Genomic DNA, 18,640 nt, shown 5'->3' with positions numbered 1-18,640 from the left:
GGTAGCCCCACGGCACAGGGACGAAGACGCCCGAGGGCGTCAGAGAGGGCCCACATGCCCGCATTCTCGCTCGATCCGGAACAGACCACCTGGTGTGCGGAGCTCCGCGCCCTCGCCGCCGAACGCCTGAAGCCCCTCGCCGAGAAGGGCGAACCCGGCCGGGTCAACCGCCCCCTCGTCGCCGCCCTCGGCGACCTCGGCCTCCTCGCCCGCCTCTTCGACGCGGGCGCCCTCGAACTCTGCCTCCTGCGCGAATCCCTCGCCCGCACCTGCACCGAGGCCGAGACCGCCCTCGCCCTCCAGGGCCTCGGCAGCCACCCCGTCGCCGCCTTCGGCGCCCCCGCCCAGCGCGCCCGCTGGCTCCCCGAGGTCACCTCGGGACGCGCCGTCGCCGCCTTCGCCCTCTCCGAGCCCGGCGCCGGCTCCGACGCCGCCGCCCTCGCCCTCGACGCCGTCCCCGACGGACACGGCGGCTGGCACCTGCACGGCGAGAAGCGATGGATCTCCAACGCCCCCGAGGCCGACTTCGCCACCGTCTTCGCCCGCACCACCCCCGGCGCGGGCGCCCGCGGCGTCACCGCCTTCCTCGTCCCCGCCGACCGCCCCGGACTCGGCGGCGAACCCCTCGACATGCTCGCCCCGCACGCCCTCGGCACCCTCACCTTCGACGGCGTCCCCGTCGGCCCCGACGACCTCCTCGGCGCACCCGACCAGGGCTTCCGGGTCGCCATGAACACCCTCAACCTCTTCCGGCCCAGCGTCGGCGCCTTCGCCGTCGGCATGGCCCAGGCCGCCCTCGACGCCGCCCTCGCCCACACCGCCGCCCGCCCCGCCTTCGGCGGCGTCCTCGCCGACCTCCAGGCCGTCTCGCACCGCATCGCCGACATGGCCACCCGCACCGAGGCCGCCCGCCTCCTCGTCTACGCCGCCGCCACCGCCTACGACACCGGCGACCCCGACGTGCCCCGCCGCTCCGCCATGGCCAAACTCCTCGCCACCGAGACCGCCCAGTACGTCGTCGACTCCGCCGTCCAACTGCACGGCGCCGCCGCCCTCCAGCGCGGCCACCTCCTCGAACACCTCTACCGCGAGGTCCGTGCCCCCCGCATCTACGAAGGCGCCACCGAGGTCCAGCGCACGATCATCGCCAAGGAGCTGTACGCGTCCCGCCGGGAGGACCATGGAGAAGGGGCACCCGGCGCCGCACCGCGCCGCGCCGCCGCTCCCCGTACCGAGGAGGTCCCGTCCGCATGAGCCTGCACCGGCACAACCCGGCCGAACTCGCCCCGCCCGCCGGCTTCACCCACGCCGTCACCGCCACCGGCACCCGGTTCGTGTTCCTCGCCGGACAGACCGCCCTCGACACCGAGGGCAAGGTCGTGGGGGAGACGCTCCCCGAGCAGTTCACCACCGCCCTCGCCAACCTCCTCACCGCCCTGCGCCACGCCGGCGGCACCCCCGCCGACCTCGCCCGCGTCACCGTCTACACCACCGACGTCGACGACTACCGCGCCCACGCCCACGAACTGGGCCGCGTCTGGCGCAGGTTGGCGGGCCGCGACTACCCCGCGATGGCGGTCATCGGAGTCGTACGCCTCTGGGACGAACAGGCACGCGTGGAGCTGGACGGCTTCGCGGTCCTGGACGAGCCCGCCCACGCTTGATCAACTGGTCACCCGTCCGGGCCGGGCTTAGTGTCGAAAGGTGGACTGACCGGCCCACGGCTCACTCACCAGGCGAGGCCCGAGGCGCCCAATGAGTACACCAAAGCCGACGACACCAGCGCAGACCGCCACCCCGCGCAAGGGCGGTGACGGAAAGGGCATCGCCCTGTTCGTGATCGCGTCCTGCCAGTTGATGGTGGTCCTCGACATCACGATCGTGAACATCGCGCTCCCGCACATCCAGAGCGCCCTGGACTTCTCCACGACCAGCCTGTCCTGGGTCGTCAACGCCTACACGCTCACCTTCGGCGGCCTCCTGCTGCTCGGCGGGCGCGCCGGCGACATCCTGGGCCGGCGACGCGTCTTCATCTTCGGCGTGCTGCTCTTCGGACTCGCCTCCCTCTTCTGCGGACTGGCGCAGAGCGAATGGCAACTCCTCGCGGCCCGCGCCCTCCAGGGCGTCGGCGGCGCGATAGCCTCGCCGACCTCGCTCTCCCTCATCACCACGACGTTCGACGAAGGTCCGGAACGCAACCGGGCCTTCGGCGTCTTCGCCGGCGTCTCGGCCGGCGGCGGTGCGATCGGCCTGGTCGCCGGAGGCATGCTCGTCCAATGGCTCGACTGGCGCTGGATCTTCTTCGTCAACGTCCCGATCGCCCTGGTCATCGCGCTCCTCACACCCCGCCACGTCAAGGAGTCCGAGCGCCACCCCGGCCACTTCGACCTCGCCGGCGCGCTCACCTCGACGCTCGGCATGGTGGCGCTGGTGTACGGCTTCATCAGGGCCGCGCAGGAAGGCTGGAGCGACCCCTACACGATCGGCTCGTTCGCGGCCGCGGTCGTCCTCCTGGCCGCCTTCATCCTGATCGAGCGCCGCTCCCAGCAGCCCATCACGCCACTGCACATGTTCGCCGACCGCAACCGCTCGGGCACCTACGTCATCATGCTGTGCCTGGCGGCCGCCATCTTCGGCATGTTCTTCTTCCTCACCCTGTTCGTCCAACAGGTCCTGGGCTTCAGCCCCCTGACGACGGGTCTGGCCTTCCTCCCGGTCAGCGCCATCATCGGCGTCGGCGCCGGCCTCACCTCCAACCTGCTTCCCCGGTTCGGCCCCAAACCCTTCATGGTCACGGGCTCGATCCTCGCCGCGGCCGGCCTCTCCTGGCTCACGCTCACCGACGTGAACTCCACCTACCTGGGCAGCATCCTCGGCCCCATCCTCGTCTTCGGCCTCGGCATGGGCCTCATGTTCGTCTCCCTGACCATCATGGCCCTCTCCAACGTCGAGCCCCAGGAATCCGGCGCCGCCTCCGGCCTCCTCAACGCCATGCAGCAGGTCGGCGGCTCCCTCGGCCTCTCCATCCTCGTCACCGTCTTCGGCACCGCCAGCCGCAACGAGGCCGACACACAGGTCCCCGCCTTCCTCTCCCAAGCCGGCCCCCTAGAAAAGGCCCAGTTCGCCAAGACCGGCCAACTCCCTCCCCCCTACGCCGACCAGGTCCTCACCTCCGGCGTCTCCGCCGGCTTCGTCACCGCCGCCATCTTCGCCGTCGTCGGCGCCCTCGTCGCCCTCTTCGTCATCCAAGTCCGCGCCTCCGACCTCGAACGCCTCAAGGGCGGCATGGGCCCCCCGGGCGCCGCCTGAACAAGACCGGCCCCACCGACCCGTAGGAGGGTCGGCGGGGCCGTCGCTGGTGGGGTGGTGCCCCCCCGCGAAAGTTCCTAGATGTCCCGGAAGATCTCGATCTGCGCGCCGATCGAGTTCAGGCGCTCCGCCAGGTCCTCGTAGCCGCGGTTGATGACGTACACGTTCCGGAGGACCGACGTGCCCTCCGCCGCCATCATCGCGAGGAGGACCACGACGGCCGGGCGCAGGGCCGGCGGGCACATCATTTCGGCGGCGCGCCAGCGGGTGGGGCCTTCGACGAGGACGCGGTGGGGGTCGAGGAGTTGGAGGCGGCCGCCGAGGCGGTTGAGGTCGGTGAGGTAGATGGCGCGGTTGTCGTAGACCCAGTCGTGGATGAGGGTCTTGCCTTGGGCCGTCGCGGCGATGGCGGCGAAGAAGGGGACGTTGTCGATGTTGAGGCCCGGGAAGGGCATGGGGTGGATCTTGTCGATCGGCGCCTCCAGTTTGGAGGGGCGGACCGTGAGGTCGACGAGGCGGGTGCGGCCGTTGTCGGCGGCGTACTCGGGGGAGCGGTCGTGGTCGAGGCCCATCTCCTCCAGGACCGCGAGCTCGATCTCCATGAACTCGATGGGGACGCGGCGGATGGTCAGTTCCGACTCGGTCACCACGGCCGCGGCGAGGAGGCTCATCGCCTCGACCGGGTCCTCGGAGGGGGAGTAGTCGACGTCGACGTCGATCTGGGGGATGCCGTGGACGGTGAGGGTGGTGGTGCCGATGCCGTCGACCCGGACGCCGAGGGCCTCCAGGAAGAAGCAGAGGTCCTGGACCATGTAGTTGGAGGAGGCGTTGCGGATGACGGTGACGCCGTCGTGGCGGGCCGCCGCCAGGAGGGCGTTCTCGGTCACCGTGTCGCCGCGCTCGGTCAGGACGATCGGGCGGTCGGGGGCGATGCGGTCGACCTGGGCGTGGTAGATGCCCTCGGTGGCCGTGACGTCGAGGCCGAAGCGGCGCAGCGCGATCATGTGCGGCTCGATCGTGCGGGTGCCGAGGTCGCAGCCGCCGGCGTACGGCAGCTTGAAGCGGTCCATGCGGTGCAGCAGGGGCCCCAGGAACATGATGATGGAGCGGGTGCGGATCGCGGCCTCGGCGTCGATGGACTCCATGTCCAGCTCGGCGGGCGGCACGATCTCCAGGTCGACGCCGTCGTTGACCCAGCGGGTGCGGACGCCGATGGAGTTGAGGACCTCCAGGAGCCGGAAGACCTCCTCGATGCGGGCGACGCGGCGCAGGACGGTGCGGCCCTTGTTGAGGAGCGACGCGCAGAGCAGCGCGACGCAGGCGTTCTTGCTCGTCTTGACGTCGATGGCGCCGGAGAGCCGGCGGCGGCCGACGACGCGGAGGTGCATGGGGCCCGCGTAGCCCAGGGACACGATCTCGCTGTCGAGGGCCTCGCCGATCCGGGCGATCATCTCAAGGCTGATGTTCTGGTTGCCGCGCTCGATCCGGTTGACGGCGCTCTGGCTTGTGGCCAGCGCTTCGGCGAGCTGTGTCTGTGTCCAGCCGCGGTGCTGCCGGGCGTCACGGATGAGCTTGCCGATGCGTACGAGGTAGTCGTCTGCCATGGCGTCACGTTATCTCAGATATGAGATGCACCCCGTCATCGGGGTGGGCCGTCAGGGTGAATTGCCGTGAGCGGTGGGGTGGTGCGGTTCGTACAGGGGGAGTTCGGTGCCGCTCGGGAGTCGGACGGCGGCGAGCAGCCCCCATCCCTCGTCGCTGATGGCCCGTGAGATCTCCACACCCCGTTCGTCCAGAGTCGTCAGGGTCTGGGCGAGGTTGTCACACATGAGGTACATCTCGTGCCGCGGCTCGTCGTCCGTCGGGTGCACCGCGACCTCGGCCGGCGGGAGCTTGAAGATGAGCCAGCCCCGCCCGGCGTCCACGTGCTCGAAGCCGAGCACGTCCCTGAGGAAGGCGCGGTCCGCCTCGGCGTCCCGGCTGTAGAGGATCACGTGCGCGCCACTGAACATGCTCCGATCCTCGGCCGCCCGGCCCGGCCCGGCAATCGGGCCGCGGCCGTACGGGGTGGCTCGGGCGTCGGGCCGCGGCCGTGCGGGGTGGCGGATCGGACGTCGGGCCGCGGCCGTGCGGGATGGCCCAGGCATCGGACCGCGGCCGTGCCAGGTGGCCCGGACCTCGGATCGGGGTCGTACGCGATGGCCCGGCGGGAAGCCCGTACCGGATCCGGGGCATGCCAGGCATGACCGCGCGGCGGTGATGTACTAGAGTTATCTCGACATCGAGATATCTGCCGAGGCGCACCGCTGCCACGACCCCGGTAAGGTTTACCTAACTTAGCCTTACCTTAGCGGATCGACGACGTGTACGTGGCGGCAGGATGTGGTGGAACGCGCACATATATGAAGGAGACTGTCGTGTCGGCGAACAGCTTCGACGCCCGCAGCACGCTGCGCGTGGGCGACGAGTCGTACGAGATCTTCAAGCTGGACAAGGTCGAGGGCTCCGCGCGCCTCCCTTACAGCCTGAAGGTCCTCCTGGAGAACCTGCTCCGCACCGAGGACGGCGCGAACATCACCGCCGACCACATCCGGGCCCTCGGCGACTGGGACTCCCAGGCCCAGCCGAGCCAGGAGATCCAGTTCACGCCGGCGCGCGTGATCATGCAGGACTTCACCGGCGTCCCCTGTGTCGTCGACCTCGCCACCATGCGCGAGGCCGTCGCGGCGCTCGGCGGCGACCCGGCGAAGATCAACCCGCTCTCCCCGGCCGAGATGGTCATCGACCACTCCGTCATCGCCGACAAGTTCGGCACCAACGACGCCTTCGCGCAGAACGTCGAGCTGGAGTACGGCCGCAACAAGGAGCGCTACCAGTTCCTGCGCTGGGGCCAGACCGCGTTCGACGACTTCAAGGTCGTCCCGCCGGGCACCGGCATCGTCCACCAGGTGAACATCGAGCACCTGGCCCGCACGGTCATGGTCCGCAACGGCCAGGCGTACCCCGACACCCTCGTCGGCACCGACTCGCACACCACCATGGTCAACGGCCTGGGCGTGCTGGGCTGGGGCGTCGGCGGCATCGAGGCCGAGGCCGCGATGCTCGGCCAGCCGGTCTCCATGCTCATCCCGCGCGTCGTCGGCTTCAAGCTGACCGGCGAGCTCCCGGCCGGCACCACCGCCACCGACCTGGTCCTCACGATCACCGAGATGCTGCGCAAGCACGGCGTCGTCGGCAAGTTCGTCGAGTTCTACGGTGAGGGCGTCGCCGCCACCTCCCTCGCGAACCGCGCCACCATCGGCAACATGTCGCCGGAGTTCGGTTCCACCGCCGCGGTCTTCCCGATCGACGACGAGACCCTGAACTACCTCAAGCTCACCGGCCGCTCCGCGCAGCAGGTCGCGCTCGTCGAGGCGTACGCCAAGGAGCAGGGCCTCTGGCTCGACCCGGCCGCCGAGCCCGACTTCTCCGAGAAGCTGGAGCTCGACCTCTCCACGGTCGTCCCCTCCATCGCCGGCCCGAAGCGCCCGCAGGACCGCATCGTCCTCGCGAACGCCGCCGCGCAGTTCGCCCAGGACGTCCGCAACTACGTCGACGAGGTCGACGAGGCGGGCAAGGAGTCCTTCCCGGCCTCCGACGCCCCGGCGAACCACCCGAACGGCGCCCCGTCGAAGCCGGTCCAGGTGACCGCCCCCGACGGCACGACGTACGAGATCGACCACGGCGCCGTCACCGTCGCCGCGATCACCTCCTGCACCAACACGTCGAACCCGTACGTGATGGTCGCCGCCGCGCTCGTCGCGAAGAAGGCCACCGAGAAGGGCCTGACCCGCAAGCCGTGGGTCAAGACCACCCTCGCCCCGGGCTCGAAGGTCGTCACCGACTACTTCGACAAGGCGGGCCTCACCCCGTACCTCGACAAGGTCGGCTTCAACCTCGTCGGCTACGGCTGCACCACCTGCATCGGCAACTCCGGCCCGCTGCCGGAGGAGGTCTCCAAGGCCGTCAACGAGCACGACCTGGCCGTGACCTCGGTGCTCTCGGGCAACCGCAACTTCGAGGGTCGCATCAACCCCGACGTCAAGATGAACTACCTGGCCTCCCCGCCGCTGGTCGTCGCGTACGCCATCGCGGGCTCCATGAAGGTGGACATCACCAAGGACGCGCTCGGCGTCGACCAGGACGGCAAGCCCGTCTACCTGGCCGACATCTGGCCGTCGGAGGCCGAGGTCAACGACGTCGTCGCCAACGCCATCGGCGAGGACATGTTCAACAAGTCCTACCAGGACGTCTTCGCGGGTGACGCCCAGTGGCAGGCGCTGTCGATCCCGACCGGCAACACCTTCGAGTGGGACGCCGAGTCCACCTACGTCCGGAAGCCCCCGTACTTCGAGGGCATGACGATGGAGACCTCCCCGGTCACCGACATCGTCGGCGCGCGCGTCCTGGCGAAGCTGGGCGACTCGGTCACCACCGACCACATCTCCCCGGCCGGCGCCATCAAGGCCGACACCCCGGCCGGCAAGTACCTCACCGAGCACGGTGTGGAGCGTCGTGACTTCAACTCCTACGGCTCGCGCCGAGGCAACCACGAGGTCATGATCCGCGGCACGTTCGCCAACATCCGCCTGCGCAACCAGATCGCGCCGGGCACCGAGGGCGGCTTCACCCGCGACTTCACCCAGGCCGACGCGCCGGTGTCGTTCATCTACGACGCCTCGCAGAACTACCAGGCCGCCGGCACGCCGCTGGTCATCCTGGGCGGCAAGGAGTACGGCTCCGGTTCGTCCCGCGACTGGGCCGCCAAGGGCACCGCGCTCCTCGGCGTCAAGGCCGTCATCACCGAGTCGTACGAGCGCATCCACCGCTCGAACCTCATCGGCATGGGCGTCCTGCCGCTCCAGTTCCCGGCCGGCCAGTCGGCCGACTCCCTCGGCCTGACCGGTGAGGAGACCTTCTCCATCGCCGGTGTCACCGAGCTGAACGAGGGCACCACGCCCAGCACGGTGAAGGTCACCACCGACACCGGTGTCGAGTTCGACGCGGTCGTCCGCATCGACACCCCCGGCGAGGCGGACTACTACCGCAACGGCGGCATCATGCAGTACGTGCTCCGCAACCTCATTCGTGGATAAGCACCGTCGCGGCTGACCCCCCGGCTCCAGGCAGCACGAAGCGGGCCCCGCTCCTCGGAAGAGGAGCGGGGCCCGTTCGGCTTTCCCACTGACCGCGCCACGAGGGCGCGAGGCGTCAGGAGAAGATGAGGCGGTACGTGTTCCAGCCGGTGCCGATCTTCGTACGCGGCTTGAACGCCGGGTAGGAGATGCCGGAACCCGGGTACAGCCACAGCACGCCGGTCGAGTCGCGGGCGACCACGTCGGGGATGCCGTCGAAGTTGACGTCACCGGGGGACACGAAGGCGTTCAGGCCGTTCCACCCGTTGCCGGCCTTGACCCGGGGGCCGAGCGGCTTGAGGTAGTTGCCCGTGCCCGGGTACAGCCACAGGTAACCGGCGGAGTCGCGGGCGATGACGTCGTCCTTGCCGTCGCCGTTCATGTCGCCCTTGCCGGTGATCTGGTTGAAGATGTTCCAACCGGTACCGATCTGCACACGCGGGGCGAGCTTGCCGTTGCCGTACCCGAGGTACAGGTACAGACGGCCCGCGGTGTCGCGCGCCAGCAGGTCCGGAGCGGCGGCGCCACCCAGGTTGCCGGTCGAGACGACCTTGTTGAAGACGCCCCAGCCGGAGCCGAGGGAGACGCCGTCCTGGCCCCACGCGGTGTAGGACAGCTGGCCACCGGTGACGTCCCAGGCGCCGTCGGTCTCGCCGTCGCCGTTCTGGTCGGCCATGGTGAGCTGGTTGGTGTACTTCCAGCCGCTGCCGACGTACTGACGGCCGATGAAGCCACCGGTGCCGTTCGGCAGGTACGCGTACATGTAGCCGTTGCCGTCGACGCCGCGCAGCTCGCCGTCGGCGACGGTGGAGGCGGAGGAAGCGGCGAGGGTGCTCGCCTTCGGCGCCGCCTTCTGGACGGCCGAGGCCGAACGGGCGGGCTGCGGGGCGTCGGCCGCGACGGCGGCCGTGGTGGTGCCCACGAGGGCCGCGGTTATCGCCGCGACCGTGACACGGGACAGGACGCCCGTGCGGTTCAGGCCAGAAGACTTGGCCACGTAGTACTCCAGTTCCGAGTGGAATAAGGCAGGTGCCGCCGCGCGTGTGCCCGAGGGGCGGAGGCGGCGGAACCTCTATGATCCAGGATCCTTCTCACGGGATCTTCACCGGGCAACCGGTTTGTGACACGACTGTTTCGATCCAAGACCGTATGTCCTGATTGTCGGTTAGTGTCCCACCGGTATCCGGGCCGGCCTCGCCGGTGACGGCGCGTGGGGCCTCAGTACGGGCAACTCGGGCGTGGTGTCAAGGGTGTTGGTTGACGAATGGTTGGACGAAACGCCGCAGATCCAACGTGCTTATCCCGCAGGTCTCAACTCGGGAAAGATGGCCGTGAAAACCTGCTTTCGATCTTGCTCCGGCGAAGGGAAGTGGACTATACCTGTCGGCGTCCAGCCAGTCGTTTCCATCGGACGACGGCCCGACGCCTGCACGACCCGGCTGCAAATGACCGCGGTGGCGGGGCCCTTCGCCTGTGGCGAGCGAGTAGTACGGGCGACCGGTACACCGCCTGAGTCCTGAATGAAGGCGAGGACTTGAGCATGGGATCCACCCCCGCACAGACCAATGAGGGCGGCCTCGGCCGTCGCGATCTGATCAAGCGTTCTGCCGCTATCGGTCTGATCTCGGTGCCGACGATGAGCTTCCTGTCCGCCTGTGCGAGCAGCGACAGCGGTGGCAACGGGAAGGTCGAGAAGGGCACGAAGTCCGAAAAGAACCCGCTCGGGGTGAACGAGTCGGCCCCGCTCGATTTCGTCCTCTTCGACGGTGGATTCGGACAGGAGTACGCCAAGGACGCGGTCAAGATCTACGAGACCAATTTCCCCAAGGCGAAGGTCAAGTTCACCCCCACCCAGAAGATCACCACCACGCTCCAGCCGCGCTTCAACGGCGGCAACCCGCCGGACCTCATCGACAACTCCGGCGCCGAGCAGATGGACATGGGTGTCCTCGTCGGCCAGAAGCAGCTCGCGGACCTCACCCCGCTGCTCGACTCGCCCTCCGTCGACGACCCGAAGAAGACGGTCCGCGACACCCTGCGGCCCGGCATCGTCGAGATGGGCCAGTTCGACGGCGAGCCGTGCTGGATCCTCAACTACGCCTACACGGTCTACGGCGTCTGGTACTCGCAGAAGCTCCTCGACTCGCTCGACGCGAAGTACCCCGAGACCTGGGACGAGATGCTGGCCGTCTGCGAGAAGGCCAAGAAGAAGGGCATCGCGGGCTGGACGTACGCCGGCAAGCACCCGTACTACGTCCCCTTCTCGCTCTACCCGATGATCGCCAAGGTCGGCGGCCGCGAGGTCCTGGACGCCATCGACAACCTGGAGCCGAAGGCCTGGGAGCACCCCGCGGTCAAGGCGTGTTTCGAGGCCTACTACGAGCTCGTGCAGAAGGGGTACATCCTCAAGGGCACCCCCGGCCTCGACCACATCCAGTCGCAGACCGCCTGGACCGAGGGCAAGGCGCTGTTCATCCCGAACGGCTCCTGGGTCGAGAACGAGGCCGCGAAGACCATGCCGGCCGACTTCGGCCTGGCCGTCTCGGCCCCGACCGGCATCGACGCCTCGGACAAGATGCCGTTCGGCACCATCTGGGCCGCCGGCGGCGAGCCCTTCATCGTCCCGGCCAAGGCGGCGAACGCCGAGGGCGGCATGGAGCAGCTGCGCATCATGCTCAGCGAGGCCTCGTCCAAGAACTTCACCCAGTCGGTGAAGTCCCTGACCGCCCTCAACGGCGGCACCGACGGCATCGAGCTCTCCCCGGGCCTCAAGTCCGGCGTCGCCGCCCTGCAGAAGGCCGGCCAGAACGTCGTCAACCCGCGCCTCCAGGACTGGTACGTCGCCCTCCAGAAGGAGAAGATCGGTGTCGCCGGCATCGGCGAGATGATGGCCGGCCGCGCGACTCCGGCCGAGACGATCAAGAAGATCCAGAAGTACGCCGACGAGGCGGCCCAGGACTCGTCGATCAAGCACTACAAGCATCAGTGAGCAGTGCCGGGGCCCCTTCCCGCCGACCGGGAGCGGGCCCCGGCCCCCTCGCGCGCAGCACCAGCGGCGCGCCTCCGCGGGAAGATCGGGGTCGGTAGGAATGCAACACGGCAAGTACCGTTTCATCGTGGGGTTCCTGGCGGCCCCCCTCGCGCTCTACGTGCTCTTCGTCATCTGGCCGTTCATCCAGTCGATCTACTACTCCTTCACGGACTGGACCGGACTGAGTCCCGAATTCGGGATGGTCGGATTCGACAACTACAGCAGAATGCTGGACGACGAGATCTTCTGGAAATCGCTCCAGCACAGTCTGACCTTCGCGGTGGTGCTGCCGCTGGTGACCGTCGGTCTCGCGCTGTTCTTCGCCTTCATGCTCAATGTCGGCGGTCGGCGCCGCAGGGGGGCCGCCATCGCGGGCGTGCGCGGTTCGTCCTTCTACAAAATCGTGTACTTCTTCCCGCAGGTGCTGTCGATCGCGATCGTGGCGCTGCTCTTCCAGTTCGCGTACAACCCGAATAGCGGAGCGATCAACTCCGTACTGAAGGGGGTCGGGCTCGGAAGCGTCCAGCCGGACTGGCTCGGCGATCCGGATCTCGCCCTCATCTGCGTGATGGTGGTTCTCGTCTGGTCCACCGTCGGATTCTTCGTCGTCCTCTTCTCGGCCGGCATGGCGTCCATTCCGAGGGATTTCTACGAGGCCGCGCTGCTCGACGGCGCGAACCGCTTCACCACGTTCTTCAAGATCACCCTGCCGCTGCTGTGGGACACCGTGCAGTCCGGCTGGATCTACATGGGCATCCTCGCGCTCGGCGCGGAGTCCTTCGCCGTCGTCCAGATCATGACCGTCGGCCCCAACGGCGGCGGGCCCGACTACTCGACCATCGTCATGCCGCTGTACGTGTACCAGAAGGCATTCCGGGACGGTCAGGCCGCCTACGCAACGACCATCGGCGTCGCGCTCCTCCTCGTCACGCTCGCCTTCGCGGCCGTCGTGATGAAGCTGGGCCGGCGCGAGCGGCTGGAGTTCTGATGAAGACGACCGACACTGCCTCCCCCGGCGTCGAGGACCCCTCCGGTTCCCCGGCCGGCCCGGGCCCGACGCTCGGCAAGACCTCGACCCCGGCCTCCGCCGAGCGCTCCAAGGGGACCAAGGGTTCGAAGGGCGAGGGCGCGACCCTCAACGTCTTCTCGCACGGGATGCTGATCGTCTGGGCGATCATGGTCGTCATGCCGCTGCTGTGGGCGGTCATGACCTCCTTCAAGACCGACCGGGCGATCTTCACCTCGCCGTGGGCGCTCCCGGACAAGCTGCACTTCGAGAACTGGTCGCGCGCCTGGACCGAGGCGCACATGGGCGACTACTTCCTGAACACCGTCCTGGTGGTCGCCGGATCGCTGGTGGGCACGCTCCTGCTCGGCTCGATGGCGGCCTACGTGCTGGCCCGCTTCGACTTCCCGGGCAACCGCTTCATCTACTTCCTGTTCATCGGCGGGATGAGCTTCCCGATCATCCTCGCCCTGGTGCCGCTGTTCTACGTGATGCAGAACATGGCCCTGCTGAACACGCTGCACGGCCTGATCCTCGTCTACATCGCGTACTCGCTGCCGTTCACCGTCTTCTTCCTCACCGCCTTCTTCCGCACCCTGCCGACCTCGGTCGCGGAAGCGGCCTTCGTGGACGGCGCCTCGCACACCCGGACCTTCTTCCAGGTGATGCTGCCGATGGCCAAGCCCGGTCTCATCAGCGTCGGCATCTTCAACTTCCTCGGCCAGTGGAACCAGTACCTGCTGCCGACCGTGCTCAACACCGAGCCGGAGAAGAAGGTGCTCTCCCAGGGACTCGTCCAGCTCGCGGTCAGCCAGGGCTACAAGGGCGACTGGTCAGGGCTCTTCGCCGGCCTGGTGATGGCCATGCTCCCGGTCCTCGCGGCGTACATCGTCTTCCAGCGGCAGGTGGTGGCCGGTCTGACGGCCGGTGCCGTGAAGTAAGTCGTGAAGTAACCCGTATCGCGGTCCGAAGGGCCCCCGGCGCACCCCGCGCCGGGGGCCCTTCGCGTCGTGTGACCCGTACCGTCGGCAACTCAAGGTCTTGACGGGGAGCAAGCCGAAAGAGTCCCCTTAGAGTTCACATGTTGGAGAAAACGGTGGGAGTGAGTGAGTCGATGGAGACTCCGGGGTCGCAGACGTCTCTGCACAGGGCCAATCTCGAACGGGTCGTCCGGGCGGTGCGCATGGCCGGCTCGCTCACCCAGGCGGAGATCGCCAGGGCGACGGGCCTCTCGGCCGCCACGGTCTCCAACATCGTGCGGGAGCTGAAGGACGGCGGGACCGTCGAGGTCACGCCGACCTCCGCGGGGGGCCGCCGGGCCCGCAGCGTGTCGCTCTCCGGTGACGCCGGCATCGTCATCGGCGTCGACTTCGGCCACACGCACCTGCGGGTCGCGGTGGGCAACCTCGCCCACCAGGTCCTCGCCGAGGAGTCCGAGCCGCTCGACGTGGACGCCTCCGCCGCCGAGGGCTTCGACCGGGCGGAACAGCTGGTCAACCGGCTGATCCAGGCCACCGGCATCGGCCGGGACAAGGTCATCGGCGTGGGCCTCGGCGTGCCGGGACCCATCGACGTGTCCTCCGGGACCCTCGGCTCGACGTCGATCCTGCCGGGGTGGAGCGGCATCAATCCGGCCGAGGAGCTCTCCGGGCGGCTCGGCGTGCCCGTGCACGTCGACAACGACGCCAACCTCGGCGCGCTGGGCGAGCTGGTCTGGGGGAGCGGCCGGGGCGTCAAGGACCTGGCCTACATCAAGGTGGCCAGCGGCGTCGGCGCCGGCCTGGTGATCGACGGGCGGGTCTACCGGGGGCCGGGCGGCACCGCGGGCGAGATCGGGCACATCACGCTGGACGAGTCGGGCCCGGTCTGCCGCTGCGGCAACCGGGGCTGCCTGGAGACCTTCACGGCCGCCCGCTACGTCCTGCCGCTGCTCCAGCCGAGCCACGGCCCCGATCTGACCATGGAACGGGTGGTCCAGCTGGCCCGGGAGGGCGACCCCGGCTGCCGCCGGGTGATCGCCGACGTCGGCCGGCACATCGGCAGCGGCATCGCCAACCTCTGCAACCTCCTGAACCCGAGCCGCGTGGTGCTCGGCGGCGACCTCGCGGAGGCCGGAGAGCTGGTCCTGGCGCCCATCAGGGACTCCGTCTCGCGGTACGCGATCCCCAGTGCCGCCCGCCAGCTCTCGCTGGCCCAGGGGGCCTTGGGCGGCCGCGCCGAGGTGCTCGGCGCACTCGCCCTCGTCCTGAGCGAGATGGGTGATTCGTCCCTGTTGGAGAGTGCGCTGCCCGCGGCCGCTCCGGTCTCGCGGCTTGCCTTCACTTAGATAACGAACACCACCGTTGTCATCTCGTTAAGAATTTACTTCTTGACGGCAACGTTGCGGCCGAGTTGACTTCGGGACACCTCGGCCGCAACGTCGCGGCCTCGTCAGGGAGGCAACCACACATGAACGCAGTGACGCGTCGTGCCGTCATAGCAACGGCCGCGGTCTCGATGGCTCTCACGCTCGGCGCCTGCGGCAAGGCCGGCGGCGACGACAGCGGGGACAAGGGCAGCTCGACCAAGATCGGTCTGCTCCTCCCCGAGAACAAGACCTCGCGCTACGAGGCGCTGGACAAGCCGCAGTTCGAGAAGGCCGTCAAGGCCGCCTGCGGCGACTGCGAGATCGTGTACAACAACGCGGTCTCCGACGTCGTGAAGCAGAAGCAGCAGTTCGACCAGCTGATCGCCGACGGCGTCAAGGTCATCGCCCTCGACCCGGTGGACGCCGAGAAGGCCGCGGGCTGGGTCAAGGACGCGAAGGCCAAGGGCGTCAAGGTCGTCGCGTACGACCGTGCCGTCGCGGGCGCCGACGCCTACGTCAGCCACGACAACAACAAGGTCGGCGAGCTCCAGGGCCAGGCCCTGGTCACCGCCCTCGGCGCCAAGGCCGCCTCCGCCAACGTCGTCATGATCAACGGTGACGAGAAGGACCCGAACGCCGGGCTCTTCAAGAAGGGCGCCCACACCGCGCTCGACGGCAAGGTCGGCAAGATCGCCTACGAGGCCTCCGGTGAGTGGGACCCGAAGATCGCCGGCGAGAAGATGGCCGCCGCCATCTCCTCGGTCGGCAAGGACAAGATCGGCGCGGTGTACTCCGCCAACGACGGCATGGCCGGCGGCATCATCACCTCCCTCGAGAACGCCGGCATCAAGGGCATCCCGGTGGGTGGCCAGGACGCCGAGGTCGCGGGCATCCAGCGCATCATCGCCGGTACGCAGACCTTCACCATCTACAAGTCGCCGCTCCAGCTGGCCCCCGAGGCCGCCAAGTTCGCGGTGAACCTGCTCCAGGGCAAGGACCTCGGCGCCCAGGGCGCCACCGACGGCGTGCCGTCGACGCTCTTCGCCCCGGTCGTGGTCGACAAGACCAACATCCAGACCACGGTGGTCCAGGACGGCATCTACAAGGCCGCCGACCTCTGCACGGCGGACCTCGCCGCCAAGTGCACCGAGCTGGGCATCAAGTAGTCCTCGCCCCACCCCGCCGGGCCCCCGAAGGCCCGGCCCCCCGGATCCCCGGTACGGGGCGCGCACAGCGCCCCGCCGCCTCCCCTGAGCGAGCCGCCCCGGTCGCGTACACCGGGTGAACACCCCGTGATCACCCGCGTACGGCCGGCCGGTGCCGCTCGGCGAACGGATCCGTCCCCCAAGCCCGTCCGGTCCCCGGCCGACCCAGACCCCGCTGTCGGTCCGGGGGCCGGACGAGCCCAGCCCCCCTCGAAACTTCGGCGCTGCACCGGCGGCGCGACATGCCGCCGCCCGCGGGCGGCGAAGGAGTTGGTTCACGTGTCCCAGACGCCCGTGCTGGCGTTGCGCGGGATCTTCAAGCGGTTCGGAGCGGTTCAGGTCCTCTCCGGTGTCGATCTCGAAGTCCACGCAGGAGAGGTCGTCGCGCTCGTCGGCGACAACGGAGCGGGAAAGTCCACGCTGGTCAAGACCATCGCGGGCGTGCACCCCATCGACGAGGGCGTCATCGAGTGGGAGGGCGAGCAGGTCGAGATCCAGCGGCCGCACGACTCCCAGAACCTCGGTGTCGCGACCGTCTACCAGGACCTCGCGCTCTGCGACAACCTCGACGTCGTCGCCAACCTGTTCCTCGGCCGCGAGATCAAGAAGGGCGGCGTCCTCGACGAGGTCGCCATGGAGAAGCGGGCCAAGGACCTGCTCTCCACGCTCTCCATCCGCATCCCCAGCGTCCGCATCCCCGTCGCCGCCCTCTCCGGCGGCCAGCGGCAGGTCGTCGCCATCGCGCGCGCCCTGGTCGGCAACCCCAAGATCGTGATCCTGGACGAGCCGACCGCCGCCCTCGGCGTCGAGCAGACCGCCCAGGTCCTCGACCTGGTCGAGCGGCTGCGCGAGCAGGGCCTCGGCGTCATCCTCATCAGCCACAACATGGCCGACGTCAAGGCCGTGGCCGACACCGTCGCGGTGCTCCGCCTGGGCCGCAACAACGGCACCTTCCCGGTCGCCACCACCACGCACGAAGAGATCATCGCCGCGATCACCGGTGCCACGGACAACGCCGTGACCCGCCGTCAGGCCCGCAACGCGGAGGTAGCGAAGTGAGCAACACCCCTTCCACCGCGAGCGACCAGGCCGCGGTGCCGGACCCCCGCACCCCGGCGACCGAGGCCCCGGCCCCGGCCGCGGTCCCCGCCGTCGACCCCCGCCTCCTCGTCCGCGAGCAGGGCTTCAAGGGATACGTCGACGAGTTCAAGCGCAAGATCCGCTCCGGCGAGATCGGCTCGCTTCCGGTCGTCATCGGCCTGATCGTCATCGGCGTCGTCTTCCAGGCGCTCACCGGCAACTTCATCACCTCGTACAACCTCGACCAGATCACGCTGTACGCGGTCGGCCCCGGCATCATGGCCGTCGGCATCGTCTTCGTGCTGCTGCTCGGCGAGATCGACCTCGCCGTCGGCTCCGTGGCGGGTCTGGCCGGCTCGGTCTGGGGCGTCCTCGGCACGGACATGCCGGACGGCCTCGCGATCCTCCTCGGCATCCTCTCCGGCACCCTCCTGGGCGCCTTCCACGGCCTGGTCTTCGCCAAGATCGGCGTGCCCGCCTTCGTGGTCACCCTCGCCGGCTTCCTCGGCTGGGCCGGTCTGCAGACCTGGGTGATGGGCGACAAGTCCACCATCCCGACCCCGATCGGCAGCTTCGTCGGCGACCTCACCAAGTACTACTTCGCCGACGTCGCCGCCGCCTACGGCCTCGCCGTGGTCGTCGTCGCCGCCTTCTACCTGGCCCAGCTGCGCGACTCCCGCCGCCGCAAGGCCGCCGAGCTGCCGCACCGCCCGCAGAGCGAGATCATCCTGCGCACCGCCGTCCTCGCGGTCCTGGTCCTCGTCGCCGCCTACGGCTTCAACCAGGAGCAGGGCCTCCCGCTCTCCCTGGTGATCTTCCTGCTGATCCTGCTCGTCACCGACTTCGTGCTCCGCCGCACCACCTACGGCCGTCAGGTCTTCGCGGTCGGCGGCGGCATCGAGGCCGCGCGCCGCGCCGGCATCAACGTGTCGTGGATCCGGATCTCGGTGTTCATGATCTCCGGCACCATGGGCGCCATCGGCGGCCTGTTCCTCGCCTCCGCGACCGGCGGCGCCGACCGCTCCCTCGGCGGCGGCAACCAGCTCATGATGTGCATCGCCGCCGCCGTCATCGGCGGTACGTCCCTGTTCGGCGGACGCGGCAAGGTCTGGTCGGCGCTCCTCGGCATCCTGGTCATCCAGTCGATCGTCCAGGGCCTCAACCAGATGAACCTGTCCTCGAACGCGATCCAGTACATGATCACCGGCGCGGTCCTGCTCATCGCCGTCATCATCGACTCGGTCTCCCGCAAGACCCAGAAGACCGCGGGACGCGCCTAGGGACCCCGTCCCGCGCGCGCGTAACGCTCGCCACACCGCCCGGCGCCGCGAAACCGGCGCCGGGCACTGCTGCGTCCGGAGCAGTGCGGGGACGCGTACGCAGCCGTACAGATCAGCGGGATGTCGGCCGTGAGGGTGACGCCTGACCCCCCGGCCCGATGCCCACGATCCAAGACGGAACATTAGACTCGACAAATCGGCAAGCTCG

The 18,640-nt window shown here is 69.1% G+C and carries 14 protein-coding genes; 11 read left to right on the top strand and 3 right to left on the bottom strand.

Going from position 1 to position 18,640, the window contains the following annotated elements:
- Positions 1-54 precede the first annotated feature (54 nt).
- The 3 genes from MRBLMG1_RS05495 (at position 55) to MRBLMG1_RS05485 (ending at position 3,309) form a co-directional block, all read left to right on the top strand.
- Entirely contained in the window at positions 55-1,254 is a 1,200-nt protein-coding gene (locus tag MRBLMG1_RS05495) for an acyl-CoA dehydrogenase family protein (RefSeq protein WP_367821272.1), read from the top strand.
- Positions 1,251-1,664, top strand: a complete 414-nt coding sequence (locus MRBLMG1_RS05490) for a RidA family protein (protein ID WP_367821270.1) — start codon at positions 1,251-1,253, stop codon at positions 1,662-1,664. Before MRBLMG1_RS05495 ends, MRBLMG1_RS05490 begins: the two co-directional genes overlap by 4 nt.
- A gap of 91 nt (positions 1,665-1,755) precedes the next feature.
- On the top strand, positions 1,756-3,309 hold the full coding sequence (locus MRBLMG1_RS05485) for an MFS transporter (RefSeq protein ID WP_367821269.1): 1,554 nt from the start codon (positions 1,756-1,758) through the stop codon (positions 3,307-3,309).
- Positions 3,310-3,386: 77 nt separating this feature from the next.
- On the opposite strand, the gene MRBLMG1_RS05480 is transcribed toward MRBLMG1_RS05485, so the two are convergent.
- Complete coding sequence (locus MRBLMG1_RS05480; protein ID WP_367821267.1) at positions 3,387-4,913, bottom strand: helix-turn-helix domain-containing protein; 1,527 nt, start codon at positions 4,911-4,913, stop codon at positions 3,387-3,389.
- Positions 4,914-4,964: 51 nt separating this feature from the next.
- Complete coding sequence (locus MRBLMG1_RS05475; protein ID WP_367821265.1) at positions 4,965-5,321, bottom strand: VOC family protein; 357 nt, start codon at positions 5,319-5,321, stop codon at positions 4,965-4,967.
- Between the two features lie 405 nt (positions 5,322-5,726).
- Here MRBLMG1_RS05475 and acnA point away from each other — a divergent pair, with 405 nt between their 5' ends.
- Positions 5,727-8,444, top strand: coding sequence for an aconitate hydratase AcnA (acnA, locus tag MRBLMG1_RS05470; protein ID WP_367821263.1), 2,718 nt, complete (start codon positions 5,727-5,729; stop codon positions 8,442-8,444).
- A gap of 115 nt (positions 8,445-8,559) precedes the next feature.
- On the opposite strand, the gene MRBLMG1_RS05465 is transcribed toward acnA, so the two are convergent.
- Entirely contained in the window at positions 8,560-9,480 is a 921-nt protein-coding gene (locus MRBLMG1_RS05465) for an FG-GAP repeat domain-containing protein (protein ID WP_367821261.1), read from the bottom strand.
- Between the two features lie 543 nt (positions 9,481-10,023).
- Between MRBLMG1_RS05465 and ngcE the strand changes: the two genes are divergently transcribed.
- The 7 genes from ngcE to MRBLMG1_RS05430 all read left to right on the top strand — a co-directional run bounded on the left by ngcE (position 10,024) and on the right by MRBLMG1_RS05430 (position 18,432).
- A complete protein-coding gene (gene ngcE, locus MRBLMG1_RS05460) occupies positions 10,024-11,472 on the top strand; it encodes an N-acetylglucosamine/diacetylchitobiose ABC transporter substrate-binding protein (RefSeq protein ID WP_367821259.1) in 1,449 nt (482 codons plus the stop codon).
- A 100-nt stretch (positions 11,473-11,572) separates the two neighbouring features.
- Complete coding sequence (locus MRBLMG1_RS05455) at positions 11,573-12,502, top strand: carbohydrate ABC transporter permease (RefSeq protein ID WP_367821257.1); 930 nt, start codon at positions 11,573-11,575, stop codon at positions 12,500-12,502.
- The gene (locus MRBLMG1_RS05450; protein ID WP_367821255.1) at positions 12,502-13,461 is read left to right on the top strand and encodes a carbohydrate ABC transporter permease; all 960 of its coding nucleotides are present in this window, start codon (positions 12,502-12,504) and stop codon (positions 13,459-13,461) included. Before MRBLMG1_RS05455 ends, MRBLMG1_RS05450 begins: the two co-directional genes overlap by 1 nt.
- A gap of 173 nt (positions 13,462-13,634) precedes the next feature.
- On the top strand, positions 13,635-14,846 hold the full coding sequence (locus tag MRBLMG1_RS05445; RefSeq protein ID WP_362569947.1) for an ROK family transcriptional regulator: 1,212 nt from the start codon (positions 13,635-13,637) through the stop codon (positions 14,844-14,846).
- Positions 14,847-14,968: 122 nt separating this feature from the next.
- Complete coding sequence (locus MRBLMG1_RS05440) at positions 14,969-16,033, top strand: sugar ABC transporter substrate-binding protein (RefSeq protein WP_367821253.1); 1,065 nt, start codon at positions 14,969-14,971, stop codon at positions 16,031-16,033.
- A 309-nt stretch (positions 16,034-16,342) separates the two neighbouring features.
- The gene (locus MRBLMG1_RS05435) at positions 16,343-17,131 is read left to right on the top strand and encodes an ATP-binding cassette domain-containing protein (RefSeq protein WP_181924844.1); all 789 of its coding nucleotides are present in this window, start codon (positions 16,343-16,345) and stop codon (positions 17,129-17,131) included.
- Entirely contained in the window at positions 17,128-18,432 is a 1,305-nt protein-coding gene (locus MRBLMG1_RS05430) for a sugar ABC transporter permease (RefSeq protein WP_414721491.1), read from the top strand. The genes MRBLMG1_RS05435 and MRBLMG1_RS05430 overlap by 4 nt, the downstream gene beginning before the upstream one ends.
- Positions 18,433-18,640 lie beyond the last annotated feature (208 nt).

Source organism: Streptomyces sp. LMG1-1-1.1 (assembly GCF_040815545.1).
GTDB lineage: Bacteria > Actinomycetota > Actinomycetes > Streptomycetales > Streptomycetaceae > Streptomyces.
Note: the sequence above shows the minus strand (reverse complement) of the source record. Positions and strands in the feature narration are given on the sequence as shown.